The sequence below is a fragment of the Helicobacter pylori genome (genome assembly GCF_030323545.1).
GTDB lineage: Bacteria > Campylobacterota > Campylobacteria > Campylobacterales > Helicobacteraceae > Helicobacter > Helicobacter pylori_CO.
Genome location: NZ_CP122954.1, coordinates 295,852 through 314,555, shown reverse-complemented (window position 1 = coordinate 314,555; position 18,704 = coordinate 295,852). Strand labels below are relative to the sequence as shown.

Annotated in this window: 18 protein-coding genes; 9 read left to right on the top strand and 9 right to left on the bottom strand. The window is 38.9% G+C overall.

Annotated elements, in window-relative coordinates; genetic code table 11:
- Window positions 1-21: 21 nt before the first annotated feature.
- The 8 genes from QAP06_RS01575 to QAP06_RS01540 form a co-directional block, all read right to left on the bottom strand.
- On the bottom strand, window positions 22-2,088 hold the full coding sequence (locus QAP06_RS01575; RefSeq protein WP_286466059.1) for a polyribonucleotide nucleotidyltransferase: 2,067 nt from the start codon (window positions 2,086-2,088) through the stop codon (window positions 22-24).
- A 2-nt stretch (window positions 2,089-2,090) separates the two neighbouring features.
- Window positions 2,091-2,795, bottom strand: a complete 705-nt coding sequence (locus QAP06_RS01570) for a phosphoribosyltransferase (RefSeq protein WP_212889830.1) — start codon at window positions 2,793-2,795, stop codon at window positions 2,091-2,093.
- Between the two features lie 13 nt (window positions 2,796-2,808).
- Complete coding sequence (locus tag QAP06_RS01565; protein WP_286466052.1) at window positions 2,809-5,070, bottom strand: LPS-assembly protein LptD; 2,262 nt, start codon at window positions 5,068-5,070, stop codon at window positions 2,809-2,811.
- 2 nt (window positions 5,071-5,072) lie between these two features.
- Window positions 5,073-5,552 carry an RDD family protein gene (locus tag QAP06_RS01560; protein ID WP_286466050.1) on the bottom strand — a complete coding sequence of 160 codons (480 nt, stop codon included), beginning with the start codon at window positions 5,550-5,552 and terminating at the stop codon, window positions 5,073-5,075.
- 47 nt (window positions 5,553-5,599) lie between these two features.
- Window positions 5,600-6,874 (bottom strand): phosphoribosylamine--glycine ligase, encoded by a 1,275-nt coding sequence (gene purD, locus QAP06_RS01555; RefSeq protein ID WP_286466044.1) that lies wholly within the window; start codon window positions 6,872-6,874, stop codon window positions 5,600-5,602.
- A 312-nt stretch (window positions 6,875-7,186) separates the two neighbouring features.
- On the bottom strand, window positions 7,187-7,873 hold the full coding sequence (locus QAP06_RS01550; protein ID WP_000959629.1) for an ABC transporter ATP-binding protein: 687 nt from the start codon (window positions 7,871-7,873) through the stop codon (window positions 7,187-7,189).
- Window positions 7,867-8,571 carry a di-trans,poly-cis-decaprenylcistransferase gene (locus QAP06_RS01545; protein WP_286466038.1) on the bottom strand — a complete coding sequence of 235 codons (705 nt, stop codon included), beginning with the start codon at window positions 8,569-8,571 and terminating at the stop codon, window positions 7,867-7,869. The genes QAP06_RS01550 and QAP06_RS01545 overlap by 7 nt, the downstream gene beginning before the upstream one ends.
- A 40-nt stretch (window positions 8,572-8,611) precedes the next feature.
- Complete coding sequence (locus QAP06_RS01540; protein WP_286466037.1) at window positions 8,612-11,452, bottom strand: FAD-binding and (Fe-S)-binding domain-containing protein; 2,841 nt, start codon at window positions 11,450-11,452, stop codon at window positions 8,612-8,614.
- Window positions 11,453-11,523: 71 nt separating this feature from the next.
- On the opposite strand from QAP06_RS01540, the gene QAP06_RS01535 reads away from it, so the two are divergent.
- Genes QAP06_RS01535 through crcB form a run of 3 tightly spaced genes read left to right on the top strand, consistent with a single transcriptional unit; the run spans window position 11,524 to window position 12,978 of the window.
- On the top strand, window positions 11,524-11,856 hold the full coding sequence (locus tag QAP06_RS01535; protein WP_286466036.1) for a rhodanese-like domain-containing protein: 333 nt from the start codon (window positions 11,524-11,526) through the stop codon (window positions 11,854-11,856).
- Window positions 11,857-11,858: 2 nt separating this feature from the next.
- Complete coding sequence (locus QAP06_RS01530; RefSeq protein WP_286466035.1) at window positions 11,859-12,539, top strand: uroporphyrinogen-III synthase; 681 nt, start codon at window positions 11,859-11,861, stop codon at window positions 12,537-12,539.
- 46 nt (window positions 12,540-12,585) lie between these two features.
- On the top strand, window positions 12,586-12,978 hold the full coding sequence (crcB, locus tag QAP06_RS01525) for a fluoride efflux transporter CrcB (RefSeq protein WP_286466033.1): 393 nt from the start codon (window positions 12,586-12,588) through the stop codon (window positions 12,976-12,978).
- A gap of 50 nt (window positions 12,979-13,028) precedes the next feature.
- Here crcB and hemW read toward each other — a convergent pair whose 3' ends face one another.
- On the bottom strand, window positions 13,029-14,066 hold the full coding sequence (gene hemW / locus QAP06_RS01520) for a radical SAM family heme chaperone HemW (protein ID WP_286466032.1): 1,038 nt from the start codon (window positions 14,064-14,066) through the stop codon (window positions 13,029-13,031).
- Window positions 14,067-14,161: 95 nt separating this feature from the next.
- On the opposite strand from hemW, the gene QAP06_RS01515 reads away from it, so the two are divergent.
- The 6 genes from QAP06_RS01515 to folP all read left to right on the top strand — a co-directional run bounded on the left by QAP06_RS01515 (window position 14,162) and on the right by folP (window position 18,630).
- Window positions 14,162-14,452, top strand: coding sequence for a c-type cytochrome (locus QAP06_RS01515; protein WP_000755909.1), 291 nt, complete (start codon window positions 14,162-14,164; stop codon window positions 14,450-14,452).
- Between the two features lie 160 nt (window positions 14,453-14,612).
- Window positions 14,613-15,080 carry an RNA pyrophosphohydrolase gene (locus tag QAP06_RS01510; RefSeq protein ID WP_000902622.1) on the top strand — a complete coding sequence of 156 codons (468 nt, stop codon included), beginning with the start codon at window positions 14,613-14,615 and terminating at the stop codon, window positions 15,078-15,080.
- A 1-nt stretch (window position 15,081) separates the two neighbouring features.
- Window positions 15,082-16,299 (top strand): aspartate kinase, encoded by a 1,218-nt coding sequence (locus QAP06_RS01505; protein WP_039088423.1) that lies wholly within the window; start codon window positions 15,082-15,084, stop codon window positions 16,297-16,299.
- On the top strand, window positions 16,296-16,838 hold the full coding sequence (gene hobA / locus QAP06_RS01500; RefSeq protein ID WP_000788263.1) for a DNA replication regulator HobA: 543 nt from the start codon (window positions 16,296-16,298) through the stop codon (window positions 16,836-16,838). The genes QAP06_RS01505 and hobA overlap by 4 nt, the downstream gene beginning before the upstream one ends.
- The gene (locus QAP06_RS01495) at window positions 16,835-17,491 is read left to right on the top strand and encodes a DNA polymerase III subunit delta' (protein WP_286466029.1); all 657 of its coding nucleotides are present in this window, start codon (window positions 16,835-16,837) and stop codon (window positions 17,489-17,491) included. The genes hobA and QAP06_RS01495 overlap by 4 nt, the downstream gene beginning before the upstream one ends.
- Complete coding sequence (gene folP / locus QAP06_RS01490; RefSeq protein ID WP_286466026.1) at window positions 17,488-18,630, top strand: dihydropteroate synthase; 1,143 nt, start codon at window positions 17,488-17,490, stop codon at window positions 18,628-18,630. Before QAP06_RS01495 ends, folP begins: the two co-directional genes overlap by 4 nt.
- Window positions 18,631-18,704: the final 74 nt, after the last annotated feature.

Here is an 18,704-nt window from a genome sequence, read left to right as displayed (position 1 = left end):
ATGGATAATTTAAGAGATGGATTAAGCCAAATCCAAAGCGATTTTACCCTTATTGAAACTAATCACCCTACACCTGATGCTATCGCCTTCTTTTAAAACCACTTGACACCTGTCCATGTTTTGTTTTCTTAACAAGCCTTCGCCCCCCTTAGGCAAGCTTAAAAACGCCCCAAAATCCACGATCCGTTTCACTTGAGCTTCCAACACCTCATCAATAGCGTATTGCTCCAATTCTTGATCCAAAGAATGCAAATAGTTTAAAATAAATTCCTTAGTTTTTAAAACCCGTTCTTTATTCCCCATGATTTTCACTTCACCGCTCGGTTTATTCAAATCAATTTTAACCTCAAACTTTTCTACTATCTCTTTAATCACACGCCCCCCTTGACCGATAATTTCTACAATTTTATCGGGCGCGACATGAAAAATCTCCGTTGCAGGCAAATGGGAAAAATTGATCACGATCTTTTCTTTCGCTTCATGCATGATTTTTAAAATGTGTTCTCGCGCTTCTTTAGCTTGGAGTAAGGCTTGGTATAAAACCTCTAATTGGATACCGCTCATTTTGGTATCCATTTGCATAGCCGTAATGCCTTCAAAATTCCCGGCGATCTTAAAATCCATATCGCCTTCTGCGTCTTCTAATCCGCTAATATCGCTTAAAATGGCGTGATCTTGCCCTTCGCTCACCATGCCCATAGCCACCCCAGCGACTAGATCATAAATTCCCACACCGCTTGCATAAAGGGCTAAAGAGCCTGCGCACACGCTCGCCATTGAGCTTGAACCATTGCTTTCTAAAATCTCAGAAACCAATCGTATCACCTGCTCTTTATTTTTAATGCTCGTTTCTAAGGCTCTTTTAGCCAAATTCCCATGCCCTAATTCGCGCCTTGAAGTCGCGCCAATAGAACTCGCTTCGCCCACGCAAAAAGGAGGGAAATTATAATGAAACATGAACTTCTCTTTGATAGGGGCTTTATACTCCAAACTCTCATGGGTTTGAGCGTCATTATCCGTGCCTAAAACCCCTACCACTAAGCTTTGAGTTTGCCCCCTAGTGAATAAAATGGAGCTATGCGCCATAGGGAGCAAATCGCTCTCTATCACAATGGGCCGCACTTCTTCTAACGCGCGCTTATCCGGGCGGATTTTATCCTTAATAATCATGCGTCTTATCTCAGTTTTTTTCACTTTTTCTAAAGACAATTCAATTTCTTCTAAACTGAATTCTGAGTGGGCTTCACTGATTTTTCTGGCAATTTCATTGAAAACATTTTCCCGCTCGCTCAAAGCAGAACTTTCAATGCCTTTGATGATTTCATCAAAATACTGATTTTTTAATAAATCTAACAGCCTCTCATTAAAAATTATTCCTTGGCTCTCTTTGAAAAGCAGCTCGTTTTGGTGGGGCGTGAAAACCTCTTCATAAAGCGTGCAAGTTTCTTTCAAACTTTTTTGAGCCACTTCTAAAGCTTTTAGCATTAAAGGCTCTTCTAAAGCGTTTAATTTTTGCCCCAAAGAGCGCATTTCTATCATGTTCAAACTCTCTTTTGTGCCGGACACGAACAAATCCAAACTGGATTGATTCAAAAGGCTTGTATTAGGGTTAATGATAAATTCGTTATCAATCCTAGCGATCCTGCAAGCGCTCACGCTTTTAATGGGAGCGATATGGGCCAAAAAGAGAGCGGCTGAAGCAGCGTTTAAAGCAGAAACTTGCAAATCATTTTCAATATCATGGCTTAAAACCATTAAAGTGATCTGTGTAGGGTAGCGGTAATCTTTAGGGAATAAAGGGCGTAAAGTCCTATCTATGAGCCTAGAGGTTAAGATTTCAAAATCTTGCGCTCTGCCTTCTCTTTTGACAAAACCGCCCGGGATCTTTCCGGCTGCATAAGATTTTTCTAAAAACTGCACCACTAAAGGCAGAAAATCTTCACTCACAGGCTCTCTTTCTATACACACGCTCGCCAAAATGATGGTTTTTCCTAAGCGATACATTAGAGAGCTGGTGGCTTGTTTGGCCACTTGTTTGAGAGCAAACTCTTCAGTTTTGTTACCAGAATTGATGGTGATAAAATCCATATTTAATGTTCCTTTTTTAAATTAGGCACGTTGTTAGCGCCCAAGTATTTTTCAATTTCTTCATTGCTTAATCGCTTGAGTTCTTTATAATGATGCTCCACAGAGACAAAGCATTCAGGGCGGTACACGCTAATCACCCCATCGCACAAACTTTCTAAGCCTTGAGCGACATTTTGCGCGAGAATGGGGGTTAAAATATAAATGTCTTGGCATTCTTTTTTCAAGCAAGTTTGCACGCCTAACCCTGCTCTAAACCCGGTTTCAATCCCCCTATCTACGATAAAAATATTTTTATCTTTCAAGCTTTTGATCGCGTTGCCTTTGCGATACTGATAGATGTGAGACAAAATGTCTTCTTCATAAGCTCGCTTGGCTTCCCCATAAACATAGTCTAAAGTGATGTCAAAGGAATTGATCAAGCTTTCATTCATCACAATATCCATGCTTTCACTCACTAAAGCGATCTCGCATTTTGAGTTTAAAGGGGCTAGGATAGGTTCTAAAAAAAGTATATCATAAGTCGCTCCAAATTTTTGCGCTAAGGCGTTAGCTAAATACAAGGCGTTAAAACTCAAAGCGAGCATGATGGAATCTTTTAAATCAATGTGGCGCGTGTGGATTTCATTAATCAATTTGTTTAAAGCGTCTTCTTCATTGATAAAACGCATGCCCTCTATATCGGTGATATGGCTAAAGTCCGTATTCAAATCTATTCCTTTTTTACTTACGCTGTAAAGAGCGGTAAGTTACATTGGTTTTAGTGATCGGTGAAAAGTCTAATTCTAGCTTAACATAGTTATTTTCAAACACTCTTATAGGTTGGTTGGGATCGCCGGTGAGGATAGGGCGTCTTTGGTTGACGAATTGAAAGCCAATCCCAAAACAACGGATTTTTTTATAAATCCCCACATTCCAATTTAGAACCACATTGTTTCTAATGTCATAACCCACATCCGCGCTCATGGAAAAATAGCCAAAGTCGTTGCTAAAACCCGCCTTTAAATAATCCGCAGGATTTTCTATAATGCTATTAATCCCACTGTTGAAATTGTTTTTTAAAAAATAAGAGAGATTAAAGCTTAAAAACTTGCGTTGGTAATTGGCGTTCACGGAGATTTCTTCTAAGCGGTTTTGATAAAACGAATAAAAGACATTCCCAAAGATATTCAATCCTGTTAAGGGCGAAAACCCGATCTTGCTTTCTAGGGGCATTCTAAAGGGCGAAACTTTATCGTCAAGATTGATGAGTTGCGATATTTTAAAATACAATAACTCTTGCCCCCCTAAGCCATAGAGGTATTGCGTTAGGGTTAAATCCACAGTCTTGTTGCTCGCATTGCTAGGTAAAATGCTGTTAGGATTCCACACAGAATCATACAAACGCCCTTGATAATCATAATCCATCAATAAAGGCGAAGTGTAGCTGTTTAAGGCTTGCGCACTTAAAGCATACATGTTTTGAGAAAATAAGCCGTTTTTAAAGGTGTAATAAGGGATGTTGAAAATCGCTTCCAGTTGGATCGTGTGGAAAAGCTTGTTGTATTCTCTGGCTAAATCCGTATTGACATACATGGAAAAATTTGAAGACACAAAGTTCCCAAATTCCCTTGATTCATTAGGGATTGTAGGCACGAAGGAATTTTTAGATTGCATTAAAGCCACATTAGATAGTTGGAGATCGTTCCAAAGCCCTATAGACAAATACTTTTTAAACAAAGAAAATTGCAAGCCCACCGGCACGTTCAAAGCGTTTTGCACATAGCCATAACCAATCTCTCTTGCGGTGTTTCTAAACTGATAATCCACCGAATACAACAAATTTCTAAAATACAAAGAATTTAAATATTTATGGTATTGCAAATTAGGGACAGATTGGAAAGTGCGGTTATTGTTGATTTTATTCAGGTTTAAAAAATACTTGATATTCAAGCCGTAATAATGATTTTCTGTTTGCAAATAGTAATTCGCCCTAGACATGTGCGTGGCGTCTGTGATACGCTTATTAACCTTTTCAAAACGCACATAGTCCAAATCGTTCATGTATAAAAAGTCAATGTAATGCCCGTTGTCAATATTAGACTTAAGATGAAAGTATTTTTGTAAAGTGTCCCTACTAGAGCTTAAAAATTCAAACCCGTAGATATTTTGATTCCTCAAATCATAGCGTTTGACGTATTGAGTGTAATTCCTAAAATAGCGCGCGTTGAATAAAAACCTGTCGTCTTTAGAGTTGATGTAGCGCGCTTCAAAATTCAAGCCAAAACCCCTTTTATAGCGGATTTGTGGGGTAAAGGTCATATCCCATGAGTTTTTGGGGGCTAAATAAAAGGGTTGCAAATAAATAAAGCCGTCTAAGTTGGAAGTGCCAAACTCAGGATATAAAAACCCGGTAGTTCTTTTATTGCTAGTGGACATGAAAATGTAGGGCAAATACAATACAGGAATATCACCGACATAGATCTTAGGATTCCACATAGATAAATGCGATTTTTGCATGTTGAATGAGCCTGAAGTCGCATTGACATGCCAAATGGGGTTATCAATGCTGCACCCTGAAGCGCTCATGTTTTTCACCTTATATTTTTGATCCTTCCCGCTGGCAATATCCGCGCTCACCCAAATTCCGCTCACGCTGTCTTGGACATAAAAGGGGAAAATGATTTCATATTTTTCATTCAAACTCAATTTCACGTAATCGGTTTTAACGAGCAAACCCTCGCTCCTATAAACCTTGATATTCCCCTCTAATAACGCTTCTTTAGTCTTGGTATCATAACGCACCTTGTCCGCTAAAATATACACATCATAATTCAATAAGATCGCATTCCCTGATGCGGTTATCACATTGTCTTTAGCGCTCACTTTATCCGCAAGGATTTCAAAAATCTTATGGTTTTGTTTGTCAAATCGTTGCATAGCGATTTCTTTAGCCTCTAATGCGCTCAACAAAAAAAAGACCGCCAAATACAACCAATAAATCATGATTAAAACAACACCAAAAGACTTTTGCTTTTTTCTTCATGCCACGCCCTATGATAGGGGTTTTTAAATACTACAAACCATAAAAAGGGGCATAGAAAAACCACGATCTTTAACCCTAAACGCTTCAATAAAATAGCCCTACTGGGGCAATCTGCTAAATAAATATCAATGATTTTAATCCTAAAAACCAGTTTAGCCAAACTCATCTTGCACAAACACACAAAAAAGATTTCATAAGCGCCATACAAGATGATAAAACTAAACGCCACAAACACGCTGTGATAAATGGGGTTAGTCAGCCAATATAAAGAATGCAAAAAATCGCACGCCCCTAAAAGATCGCTCAATAAAAACGCCACTAACAAACCATCGGTTAAAAACGCTAAGATGCGCCAATACAAGGGGCATAAACGCATTTTTTCACGCATAAGGAGTGTTTCTATGATTTCAGTTTCTTCTTTTTCTAAATTTGGAGAGCGCATTCAAAACAAACAAGACAAACTCTTTAGTTTGTCTTAAACTTTAACCTTTAAGAATATTCTTTCAAATCCAACACCTTAAAACCAATATCCTTGCGATAAAACATGCCTTCAAAATGCACCTTTTGAGCGATTTCATAAGCATGGTTTCTGGCTTCTAATAAAGATTTTCCTCTGCCAATGGCAAAGATCACCCTCCCCCCACTGCTTTCAAACACGCCATTATCCTGCTCCACCTCCCCTAAAATCAAATGACCCTTTTTTTCATCAACCGGATCAATATAAAGGGTTTGCTTGGGCGAAGAGCTAGTGGGGTAATTCCTAGAAACAAGTGCCACACTCATCACAAATTCTTTAGAAAACACCAACTCAAGAGAATGTAATTCCCCTTTGGCTGTAGCCAAACACAAATCTAAAAGCGAGCTTTCTAAAAGGGGTAAAATCGTCTGGCATTCAATATCTTTAAAACGCACGCTAAAATCCAATAAATACGGCTCTAAAACGCCCTTTTCTTCTATGAGCACAATTTCAGCGAGTAAAACCCCTTTAAAAGGCGTGTTATTAGCCTGAAGTTTCTCTAAAGTGGGTTTAAAGATATGATTTTTTATTTTCTCTTCTAATTCATTAGAGAAAAAGTTTGCAGGAGCGATGGCCCCCATACCTCCTGTATTGACCCCATTATCCCCCTCTAATAAGCGTTTGTAGTTTTGGCAAAAGGGCAACAAGATAAAATCATCATTGGCTATGAGCGCTGTAACTGAAAGCTCAAATCCCTCTAAAAAAGGCTCTATGATCACAGACTCATTGCTTTGTTTGAAAGCGTCTTCAAGGATTTTTATCGCTTCTTCTTCTTGATGGACAATGCTTGTGTTTTTATTCAACGCTTTAATCACTAAGGGGAAGGAAGCGTTTTGAATGTGATTGAGAGCTTCTTTTAAATCGTTTGTTTCAAAGTAAGACGCGCTTTTGATACCGCACTCTTTAACAAAAGCTTTCATATAGCTTTTAGAAGCCTCTAACTTAGCCGCTTCTTTAGAAGCCCCAAACACTAAAATCCCCGCTTTTTCTAGCATTTCTGTAAGCCCTAAAATCAAAAGCTCTTCTTCTGAAATGATGGCTAAATGGATCTGTTTTTTCAGGGCTAATTCCACGATATGCTCGTAATGTTCGCATTCCAGATTTTCGCCTAAATCTTGAGTGCCACCATTACCCAAACAAAAATACAAAGCATTCACTCGCTCATCTTGCTGAAGCCTTTGAGCCAAAGCATACTCTCGCCCCTTATTCCCCACAATTAAAACATTATAGTTATTGTTATCTTTCATGTCTTTCCTGCAATGTGGTTGTTTTTAAACCCAGATGACCGCTACTTTTACATGTGCATAAGTTCAACAAACCTACACTAATAAGGCTAGGAGGATTTTCTTAGGGGCAGATTTAAAAAATGCCATCACACAAAAACCACTACCTTAGCCTAACTTATTTTTTCAACGAACTTGCCATCAATAAGAAACACGAATCATCTAGGCGATGCTTACAATTATACTTAAATTTTAAAGAAATTCCATGCAAAAATATTCCAGCAATCTGTGATAGTTTTAATTGGCGTTTAGGCGTTTTAAGAGAAACTGACTGATTTATTTCAGCCTTTCTTTATACGCTGCTTCCAAACTGCTATACCCTTTTTTCAATTCTCCCACACCCCCAAAAGCCACTACTTTGGCTTCTTTTAAAAAAATCGCGCTGTCTAAATACTTTTCCACATCCACCACCAAATGCGTAGAGACTAATAAGCTTGCGTTTTGGCTAAACTCCTTAGCGATTAACTCAAAAATCTCTTCTCTTGCAATAGGGTCAATCCCAGCCACCGGCTCATCAAAAAGATACAAAGAAGCGTTTCGTGATAGGGTTAAAATCAGCTGTAATTTTTCCCTCATGCCTTTTGAAAGGGCTTTAAACTCTCTTTTTAAAGGCACGCTGAAGCGTTTGAGCAAATCTAGGGCTTTTGATGAATCAAAATCGCTGAAAAAATCCTCGTAAAAAGCGATCGCTTTTAAAGGCGTTAATTTAGGATCTAAAAAATCGCCATCGCTTAAAAACGCCACGCTTTTTTTAGTCTCTATGCCGATCTTTTGATTTAAAATTTTCACTTCCCCTTGATAGTTCAAATTCAATCCGGCTAAAATCTTTAACAGAGTGGTTTTACCCGCTCCATTAGGGCCTAAAAGCCCTATAAATTGCTGTTTGGGTAGTTTCAAACTGATATTGTCTAACGCCTTTAAACTCCCATAGGTTTTAGTCAAATTCTCTATTTCTACTAGCATTTTAATTCCCCGAATTTGCGCACTCTTTTGTAAAAATCGCTAATGATATTTTCTAAATCTTTAGAGGTGAAATCAGGCCATAAAATCGGCGTGAAAAACAATTCTGCATAGCTGGACTGCCACAATAAAAAATTAGACAAGCGCATTTCCCCCCCTGTTCGCAACAATAAATCCACTTCCGGCAAATCGCACGTGTCCAAACGATTAGAAATTTCATCTTCTAAGCTTTCTAAAGGGTTTATATGGCTAGGCGGGCTTTCTAGCAAGCTTTTAAAGGCCCTTGAAAGCTCGTTTTTAGATCCGTAATTAAGGGCTAAAACTTGCGTAAAATCCTTAAAATGCCTGGTATCGTTTTCAAGCTGCAAGATCGTGTCTCTCAATTCTTTAGAAAAGCCCTCTAAATCCCCTATCGCCCTGAAGCGTATGTTATTATCCAAATAAGTGGATCGCTCATCTTTAAGGTATTTTTTAAGCATCTTCATTAAAAAATCCACTTCACTTTTAGGGCGTTTCCAATTTTCTGTAGAAAAAGCGTATAAAGTCAAGCATTCTAGCTTATGGTTAGCGCACCAGATCGTGATGTCTTTAAGGGTTTTTACGCCCTTTTTATGCCCATAAGCCCTAGCTTTATTCTTTAATTTAGCCCACCTACCATTACCATCCATAATAATGGCAAGATGTTTGAGAGTGTTATCCAATGCCTTTACCCTTTAAAGAAAGTCTTTAATTATACACCATTTAAAGCGTGCAAGCATCCACTAAATAAGCGATATGCTGCCAAGAAAATCGGGTTTTTTCACTCAAACCGATCTCGCAAGTGCTAGAAGTGGAAAAGCCCCTTTTAAGATCATAGGATTGGTAAAACACTTGAAAGCCGTTTAAAGCGCTCTCGTTTAGTTCAGGGGTGAAAAAGCCCTTATTCCCCGCAAAACCGCAACAACCCGTCTCTTTATGGATAACAATCTCGCCCAAAGTGCATTTTTTAGCCAAATTGAATAACAACTCTTCTTTATTTTCTAACTTTAAAGCGCACATCGTGTATAACCCTATGTCTTCGTTAATGGGGTTGAATTTTAATTTTGGGCTTAGAACTTCTTCAATATAGACGCTCAAATCATAGACTTTCAAATCCTTGTAAGCTTTCATTTGCTTAAAAAAATGCGTCGAACATGCGCTATGGTCTAAAACAATGGGGATTTTTCCCTCATCGCTTAATTGTAAAAAGATCGCATGGTTTTTTTCATTGTTTTGTTTGGTTAAGTCGGTGTAATTGATGAAGGCTTTCCCGCAACAAAGCGCATCCAATCCATTAGGATACATCACAGAAACTTTGGCTTTTTGGCATAAGGATTCAAACACTTCTTGGATACTCCTTTGATCCGCCATTTTGTTTGATGGAGCGAACGAGCGGTTGATGCAGGTGCTGAAATAAATGACTTTTTCTTCGCTCTTAAGCGTTTTATTTTCTAAAGGATAGGCGTTGTTTTTGGGCATGTAATGAAAGGCTTTAGGGAAGGGCTTGATGAACTTTTTAATCCCTTTGGTTAAGCTCACTAAGTTGTGAGAGCCTATGAGATTTTGAACTAAGCGAGCGCTTTTTAAAGAAAAACGAGCCATGCTTGTGGTTGTTTGCATGTTATTAAGGATCTTTGAAGCGATCTTTTCGCCTTTAGGGTTTTTTTGATAATAATTTAAAGCGATCTTTCCGGTATCAATTTCTAAAGGGCATAGCATAGAGCACATATGGCACACCGCGCAAGTGGCGTGTGCTAAATATTCAGACTCTTTTAAAAGCTCATCTAATAAAACTTGATCTTCATTATGACCATGACTTACCCTTTCTTTTAAGTATTCTACCTCTCTGTGGATAACGATTCGTTGTCGTGGCGTTAAAGATAAATCTTTGCTAGGGCAAATCCTTTCACAAAACCCGCATTCCATGCACATGTCCAAATGCTCTTCAATAGGGTAAATGCTCTTTAAATTTTTAGTGTGGATTTCTTTATCGTTTGTGATGATCACATCAGGGTTTAAAAGGCCGTTAGGATCAAACAATTCTTTGATTTGCTTGTGGATTTTATAGGCTTTTTCTCCCCACTCCATTTCCACAAAGGGGGCTACCATCCTGCCTGTGCCATGCTCGGCTTTAATAGAGCCAGAGCTTTCGCTCACCATTAAAAACATGTCAGAAACTAAATCTTCAAACGCTTTTCTTTCAGCTTCATTTTCTAAAATCGGCGTAACGACAAAGTGCAAATTCCCGCTTAAGGCATGCCCAAAAATAATGCTGTTATCCTTAAAGTCATGTTTTTTTAAAAGCCCTTCAATCGCTTTTGCCCCCTCTACAAAATCCTCTTGACTGAAACACACGTCCTCAATGATCACAGAGCTTTGGCTTTTTCTTTTTGACGCTGCGATAGGGAAAATGCCTTTTCTGATCTTCCACCACGATTGATAAATGTTAGGATCACTGCTGATTTGAGAATCTAAAACGACCGGTATCGCGCTCAAAGCGTTTAAAATCGCTTGCATGTTGTTTTCTAAAATCAAAGGATCATCGCTTTCGCTTTGAATGAGTAAGCATGCGTTAGGCTCTTTGACTTCTAAAATCACTCTAGGCATGCCCTCTAAATTTTTCACGCTTTTTAAGCACGCATAATCCATAAGCTCTGCTGAAGAAATCATTTCGGGTTGTTTGGCTTTTAAGGCGGCTAAAATTTGAGCGGCTTTGGCGCATCGCTCCAAATTTTCATAAAACAATAACGCGCAAGTTTTATAAGCGTAGTCTTTCACGCATTCTAATCCCACGCTTGAAATAAAGCCTAAAGTCCCCTCAGAGCCTATGAATAAATGACTGATGATTTCAATAGGGTCTTCAAAATCAACAAGAGCGTTCAAGCTGTAGCCAGTGGTGTTTTTGATCTCGTATTTTTTCTTAATTAGAGCGTGCAATTCTTTATCTTCTAAAATCTCTTTTCTTAAATTCAAAACCCCTTCAATCAAATCTTTGCGTGCGCTTTTGAAACTCTCAACGCTCTCTTGATTGGCCGTGTCTAAAAGAGTGCCATCAGCTAAAATCACTCTTAAGGATTTTAGGGTTTTGTAGCTGTTTTGCTCCACCCCGCAACACATCCCGCTAGCATTATTAGCGACAATCCCCCCTATCATAGCGGTGTTTATCGTAGAGGGATCTGGGCCTATTTTTTTATGATAAGGTTTCAATAAAGCGTTCGCGTTGCTTCCTATGACTCCGCATGAGAGCTGAATGCTTGTAGCGTTATTTAAAATTTTAGCGTCTTTGAAAAAATGCGTAGCCATAACCAACACCCCATCACAGACCGCTTGCCCTGATAAGGAACTCCCAGCCGCTCTAAAAGTCAGAGTTACGCTGTGTTTTTGCGCTAAAACACAAAGCTTTTGAACTTCTTCTTCATCCTTCACCCAAACGACTATTTTAGGGATATAACGATAACATGACGCATCAATGCCATAAGCCAAACGGCGTAAATAATCCTTAAAGATCCGCTCGTTTAAAAACCCGCTCGCTTCGGTAAAAAAAGCATGATAATTTTCTTCCACACACGCTCCTTAAACATTCCTATTTATCAAATCATTGTAACATAACCTAACTTTAAAAATTAAGGATAAACATGCTCGAAGATTATGCAATCAGTTTAGAAGAAGTCAATTTCAATGATTTTATCGTCGTAGATGTGCGCGAATTGGACGAATATGAAGAATTGCATTTGCCTAACGCTACGCTCATTAGCGTCAATGACCAAGAAAAGCTTGCTGATTTTTTATCTAAGCACCAAGATAAAAAAGTGTTGCTCCATTGTAGGGCTGGTCGCAGGGCTTTAGATGCGGCTAAAAGCATGCATGAATTAGGCTATACGCCTTATTATTTAGAGGGCAATGTCTATGATTTTGAAAAATACGGCTTTAGAATGGTCTATGATGACACTTGCGGTAAAAAAGACTAGGCATGAGGGAGATTGTATGGGTGCATTCTCAAAGAATCGCCCCTTATAAGACTCTCATTTTAAATGAATTTTGCTATTATCCCTTAAAATTAGATCCAACCCCTTTTAACGCTCTTATTTTCACTTCTAAAAATGCGGTGTTTTCCTTGCTAGAAACTCTAAAAAACAGCCCCAAACTCCAAATTCTACAAAACATTCCTGCTTACGCTTTGAGCGAACCCACCGCAAAAACCTTACAAGATCACCATTTTAAAGTCGCCTTTATAGGAAAAAAAGCCCATGGCAAAGAGTTCGTTCAAGAAATCATTCCTTTATTGGAAAAAAAAAGCGTTTTGTATCTCAGGGCAAAAGAGATTGCCTCTTCTTTAGACGCCATTCTTTTAGAGCATGGCATTGATTTCAAGCAAGCCGTTGTTTATGAAAACAAGCTCAAACATTTAACCTTAAGCGAGCGAAACGCCCTAAAACCCAAAGAAAAGAGCGTTCTGATTTTTACCGCTATAAGCCATGCAAAAGCCTTCTTGCACTATTTTGAATTTTTAGAAAATTACACCGCTATAAGCATTGGCAACACGACCGCTTCTTACCTACAAGAGAAAGGCATTCAAAGCTATAGCGCTAAAAAGCCCTCCTTAGAAGCGTGTTTAGAACTGGCTTTGAGTTTGAGGGTTAAGGAATGTTAAAAACATCTCATTATAATGCTCTCAGTTATTTTTTAAAGGATGATGCATGAATTTTGTCTTTTTATGGGCCGCTTTAGGGGGGGCTATAGGGAGTTCGTTAAGGTATTTTGTGGGCAAAATGATGCCCAGTAAATTTTTAATGTTTGAAAGTTTCCCTTTAGGGACTTTTAGCGTGAATATCATAGGGTGCTTTGTCATCGGCTTTATGGGGCATTTGGCTGTTAAAAAAGTTTTTGGCGATGATTTTGGGATTTTCTTTATAACTGGGGTTTTAGGGGGTTTTACAACCTTTTCTTCTTACGGGTTAGACACTTTAAAACTCTTGCAAAAATCCCAATACATTGAAGCCATTTCTTATGTCTTAGGCACTAACATTTTAGGGCTTATTGGGGTAGCCATTGGTTGGTTTTTGGCTAAAAATTTTATAGGCGTTAATTAAAAAACGCTTTTTGGCGTTTTATTGGCGCTTGATTAAAGCAGAGCCTACAATCATAACAGCCACAAAGCCATTTCATCGGCCATGAAAAAATCGCTCGCTATCAATCGGTTATTTTTAATGAAAGCCTTGTTCTCTTCAATCAAAAACTTTACTTTATTTTTATCTAACAAACTAAGTTCAACCCCCAATTCACACCTTAAGCCTAAGAACAATTTTTCTAAGCGCTTGTCTTGTTCGCTGAGCGTCTCAACTTGGCGTTTTAGGGGGTCTTTGATGTAGTTTTCTATGAGTTTTTTCGCAAAAAAACGCTCATTCGCCACGCAGCCTACAGCCCCAGCCCCGCACCCTAAGTAATCTTTAGCCCCCCAGTAAGCCAAATTATGTTTGACTTGATAATTTCTAGCGTAATTAGACACTTCGTATTGCTTGAAAGAAAAGCCCTCTAAAGCCTCTTTGATTACATTGTCAAAATTAGCGCATGAGGGTTTTTTGGCGTTTTTTTCTAAATTCGTGTTTTTTTCAACGCTCAAAGCGTAAGCGCTCAAGTGGTTGATAGGGAGTTCTTTAGCGAGCTTTAGTTCTTCTTTTAAAGAGTTTTCATTATCTAATGGGGTGTTATAAATCAAATCAATGCTGACATTTTCAATCCCGCTTTTTAAAATAGTTTCTATCACAGGAGCGGTATTTTTGGAATGTTGGCGCTCTAAAAACAATAATTTATCCTCCCTAAAACTTTGCACCCCTAAACTCAAGCGGTTGATCCCTAAATCTTTTAAACCTTGACACCAAGCTTTAGAAATCAATTCGGGGTTAGCTTCAGTGGTGATCTCACAATCTGAGCTCAAGCGCGCATTGTGGTAAATGCTTTCAAAAATCCTTTCAAAAGACTCCACGCTTAAAGTGTTAGGCGTGCCGCCACCAATAAAAATACTTTCAATTGGTTCATCAGTTTGACTTAAGGCATGCTTTAAATCCAGGCATAACGCTTGAGTGTATTCTTCTTTTAGCCCATGCTTATTTTCATAGGAATTGAAAGCGCAATAACCGCATTTATTTTCACAAAAGGGGATATGAATGTATAAAATCATATTTATTTCTCTCATTTTCACTTTATTTTAAGCAAAACTTAAACTTGTAATTGTATCATTTTAAGATCATTTTGATAAGCATGAGGAGACAAACGATGAAAAAGGTTATTATGGCTTTAGGCGTTTTAGCGTTCGCAAATGTTTTAATGGCAACAGATGTTAAGGCTCTTGCAAAAAGTTGTGCCGCTTGCCATGGGGTTAAGTTTGAAAAGAAAGCTTTAGGCAAAAGCAAAATCGTTAATATGATGAGTGAAGCAGAAATTGAAAAAGATCTTATGGATTTTAAAAGCGGTGCCAACAAGAATCCTGTCATGACCGCGCAAGCTAAAAAATTAAGCGATGAAGACATCAAAGCTTTAGCCAAATACATCCCCACTCTCAAATAAACCCTCTCAGTTTTAATAGCGTTATTTGGACGCTATTAAAATGAGTTTCAAACCCTTTTTTCTTAATTTTTGATTTTAATGGCATTCTTAACCCTACTTAAAGCCAGCATGCACTATAATACCATCTTAATCAAACAAGAAAGAGCTAAAATAAAGACCTATGCTACATAAAAAATATCGTCCTAACGTTGCGGCTATCATTGTGTCGCCAGACTACCCTAATACATGCGAAATTTTTATCGCCGAGCGCATAGATATTGAAGGGGCGTGGCAGTTCCCCCAAGGGGGCATTGATGAGGGCGAAACCCCTTTAGAAGCGCTCCATAGAGAATTATTAGAAGAAATTGGCACGAATGAAATAGAGATTTTAGCGCAATACCCCAGATGGATCGCCTATGATTTCCCAAGCAATATAGAGCATAAATTCTATTCGTTTGACGGGCAAAAGCAACGCTATTTTTTAGTGCGCCTAAAGCATGCTAACAACATTGATTTGAACAAACACACGCCAGAATTTAGAGCTTATCAATTCATCCATCTTAAGGATTTGCTTAAAAAAATCGTTCCCTTTAAGCGTCAAGTGTACCGCCAAGTCATTGCTTATTTCAAAAGAGAGGGGTATTTATAGGGTGTTAATCGTTCAAAAATACGGCGGCACGAGCATGGGCAGCATAGAAAGGATCCACAATGTCGCTCAAAGGGTTTTAGAAAGCGTTAAATTAGGGCATCAAGTCGTGGTGGTGGTTTCTGCGATGAGCGGCGAAACCGACAGGCTTTTAGAATTTGGCAAGAATTTTAGCCATAACCCTAACAAGCGAGAAATGGACAGGATTGTGAGTGCTGGGGAATGGATTTCAAGCGCGGCTTTGAGCATGGCGTTAGAAAGGTATGGGCATAGAGCCATTTCCTTGAGCGGGAAAGAAGCGGGCATTTTAACCAGTTCGCATTTTCAAAACGCTGTGATCCAATCCATTGACACCCAACGCATCACAGAGCTTTTAGAAAAAAACTACATTGTGGTGATCGCTGGGTTTCAAGGCGCTGACATTCAAGGCGAAACAACGACTTTAGGGCGTGGGGGGAGCGATTTGAGCGCGGTCGCTTTGGCCGGGGCTTTAAAAGCGGATCTGTGCGAAATCTATACGGATGTGGATGGCGTTTATACCACCGATCCGCGCATTGAAGAAAAGGCTCAAAAAATCGCGCAAATCAGCTATGATGAAATGCTTGAATTAGCTTCTATGGGGGCTAAAGTGTTGTTAAACCGATCAGTAGAATTAGCCAAAAAACTCAGCGTGAAATTAGTGACTCGCAATTCGTTTAACCATAGCGAAGGCACGCTCATTGTGGCTGAAAAAGACTTTAAAGGAGAACGCATGGAAACCCCTATAGTGAGTGGGATCGCATTGGATAAAAATCAGGCTCGTGTGAGCATGGAGGGCGTGGAAGATCGGCCTGGCATTGCCGCTGAAATCTTTGGCGCTTTAGCGGAGTATCGCATTAATGTGGATATGATCGTCCAAACGATCGGCAGAGACGGCAAAACCGATTTAGATTTTACGATCGTTAAAACCCAAATAGAAGAAACCAAACAAGCCTTAAAGCCTTTTTTAGCGCAAATGGATTCCATTGATTATGATGAAAATATCGCTAAAGTTTCCATAGTGGGCGTGGGCATGAAGTCGCATTCTGGGGTAGCGAGCATCGCTTTTAAAGCCCTAGCTAAAGACAATATCAACATCATGATGATTTCTACAAGCGAGATTAAAATTTCGGTTTTGATTGACATTAAATACGCTGAATTGGCCGTCAGAACTTTGCATGCGGTGTATCAATTAGATCAATGAAAAATTTCTACGACTGGATCAAGGAATTTGTGCGCGATCAGGGGGAGTTTATCGCCCAACAAAGCGGGTGGCTGGAATTAGAACGATCAAGCTATGCCAAACTCATCGCGCAAACCATCTCGCATGTGCTTAATGGCGGATCGCTGTTAGTGAGCGCTGATTCTTCTAGGCGTTGGTTTTTAAACTACATTCTTTCTAACCTCAACCCTAAAGATTTAAAAGAGCGCCCCTTATTGTCCGTCATTGATTTTAACGCTTCTTCTTTCTACCCGAAAAACGATGCGAATCTCTCTCTAGCCACCATAGAGCTGACTTATCAAAACCCCATGTTTTGGCATGTTGGGAGGGTTGAAAATGAAGGCTTGAAAACGATACTACTGAGTAAAATCCCTAGTTTTTTATGGCTTTTTGAAGAGCTTAAAGAAGATTGCTTGCTTTTAAAAGAGCATGATAGCTTGCTGGATTATAAACTATTGCAGCTCTTCAAACTCTTTGAAAACGCGCTTTTTAGCGTGCTATACAATAAGGTTACTCTGTGAAAAACCTCAACCGCCTTATTTATACGGACAATCTTGAAGAAAGCTTAGAAGAGGCTGCAAGCCTTTTTGAACACCACATTAAATTCTACACCGAGATTATTGAAAAAGACAAAAAGGTGTTCAAAACTTTCAACAAGGATTTTAAAATAGAGCATGCCAAAGAAGTCCTATCCAAAGCCAACCTCAAACACAGCGAATTAAACGCCTTTTTAATCGCTGCGCCCAGTTATGGCGTAGAAGCCCAAAACGCGCTTTTAAAAATCTTAGAAGAACCCCCGAATAATGTTTGTTTTATCATGTTTGCTAAAAGCCCAAACCATGTGTTAGCCACCATTAAATCCCGCTTAATCAAAGAAGACAAACGCCAAAAAATCCCCCTAAAACCTTTAGATTTGGATTTATCAAAGCTGGATTTGAAAGACATTTATGCGTTTTTAAAAAATTTAGACAAAGAAAATTTTGATTCTAGAGAAAATCAGAGGGAAAAAATTGAAAGCCTGTTAGAGAGCGTTAACAGGCATAAGATCCCCTTAAACGAGCAAGAATTGCAAGCCTTTGATTTAGCGATCAAGGCTAATAGCTCTTATTATAAGCTCAGTTATAATCTTTTACCCTTACTTTTAAGCCTTTTATCTAAAAAGAAAACACCATGATTTTAAAACGCCTTAACCCTGATGCACTCAAAAACGCCCTTTTAAAAACCGGATCAGAAAAATCCGCTCAAACCCATATGCATAAAAAAGGCGTTAGCTTTGTTTTTGAAATCCAACATCTGCCTTTAAGCGCAACGCTGATTTTAAAACAAGAGGCCATCAGTGTTGGGGGCGATTTCGCCACGCCAAGAGATTGTATTTTAGCTAAAGAGCCTTTTTATGATGGGGTGTTGATTGTGAGCGCTAGCCAGTTAGAACGCCTTATTGTTAAGTGCCATTCCCAACCCTTTGGGCTTAAAAATTTAGCGCAAGAATTAAAAAGCCACCTTAAATCCCAAAAGCCTAACGCCCCGCAGATCATGGCAATTTTGAATCTCACGCCGGATAGTTTTTATGAAAAAAGCCGGTTTGATAGCAAAAAAGCGCTTGAAGAAATCTATCAATTATTAGAAAAGGGTATCACGCTCATTGATATAGGCGCGGCGAGTTCAAGGCCACAGAGTGAAATCATTGATCCAAAAATAGAGCAAGATCGCTTAAAAGAAATTTTATTAGAGATCAAATCCCAAAAACTCTACCAATACGCTAAATTCAGCATAGACACCTACCATGCCACAACCGCCCAAATGGCTTTGGAGCATTATTTTTCCATCCTTAATGATGTGAGCGGTTTTAGTAGTATTAAAATGCTAGAAGTCGCAAAAGATTACAAGCCCACTTGCATTTTAATGCACGCTCAAAAAACCCCCAAAGACATGCAAGAAAATGTTTTTTACCACAATCTGTTTGATGAAATGGATCGCTTCTTTAAGGAAAAATTAGAGGTTTTAGAAAAATACGCGCTTCAAGATATTATTTTAGATATTGGGTTTGGATTCGCTAAATTAAAAGAGCATAATTTAGCCTTAATCAAGCATTTAAGCCACTTCCTCAAATTCAAAAAACCCTTATTGGTGGGAGCGAGTCGTAAAAACACGATCGGGCTTATCACCGGGCGTGAAGTTCAAAACCGGCTCGCCGGCACTTTAAGCTTGCATTTAATGGCGTTGCAAAATGGAGCGAGTATTTTAAGAGTGCATGATGTTGATGAGCATATCGATCTCATCAAGGTGTTTAAGAGTTTGGAAGAAACGGATTAAACCGAAATTTTTAGCTTTGATCCCATTGGGCGTTGGTTATCATCAAAACGCTAAAAAGCGTTTTTGATGATCAA

Excerpts from the sequence above, each read along its gene's own strand:
- QAP06_RS01530 (WP_286466035.1), top strand. The coding sequence starts at position 11,859 with ATGAGGGAGATTGTATGGGTGCATTCTCAAAGAATCGCCCCTTATAAG.
- hobA (WP_000788263.1), top strand. The coding sequence starts at position 16,296 with ATGAAAAATTTCTACGACTGGATCAAGGAATTTGTGCGCGATCAGGGG.
- QAP06_RS01515 (WP_000755909.1), top strand. The coding sequence starts at position 14,162 with ATGAAAAAGGTTATTATGGCTTTAGGCGTTTTAGCGTTCGCAAATGTT.
- QAP06_RS01550 (WP_000959629.1), bottom strand. The coding sequence starts at position 7,873 with ATGCTAGTAGAAATAGAGAATTTGACTAAAACCTATGGGAGTTTAAAG.
- QAP06_RS01535 (WP_286466036.1), top strand. The coding sequence starts at position 11,524 with ATGCTCGAAGATTATGCAATCAGTTTAGAAGAAGTCAATTTCAATGAT.
- QAP06_RS01565 (WP_286466052.1), bottom strand. The coding sequence starts at position 5,070 with ATGATTTATTGGTTGTATTTGGCGGTCTTTTTTTTGTTGAGCGCATTA.
- QAP06_RS01510 (WP_000902622.1), top strand. The coding sequence starts at position 14,613 with ATGCTACATAAAAAATATCGTCCTAACGTTGCGGCTATCATTGTGTCG.
- QAP06_RS01560 (WP_286466050.1), bottom strand. The coding sequence starts at position 5,552 with ATGCGCTCTCCAAATTTAGAAAAAGAAGAAACTGAAATCATAGAAACA.
- crcB (WP_286466033.1), top strand. The coding sequence starts at position 12,586 with ATGAATTTTGTCTTTTTATGGGCCGCTTTAGGGGGGGCTATAGGGAGT.
- hemW (WP_286466032.1), bottom strand. The coding sequence starts at position 14,066 with ATGATTTTATACATTCATATCCCCTTTTGTGAAAATAAATGCGGTTAT.
- QAP06_RS01575 (WP_286466059.1), bottom strand. The coding sequence starts at position 2,088 with ATGGATTTTATCACCATCAATTCTGGTAACAAAACTGAAGAGTTTGCT.
- folP (WP_286466026.1), top strand. The coding sequence starts at position 17,488 with ATGATTTTAAAACGCCTTAACCCTGATGCACTCAAAAACGCCCTTTTA.
- purD (WP_286466044.1), bottom strand. The coding sequence starts at position 6,874 with ATGAAAGATAACAATAACTATAATGTTTTAATTGTGGGGAATAAGGGG.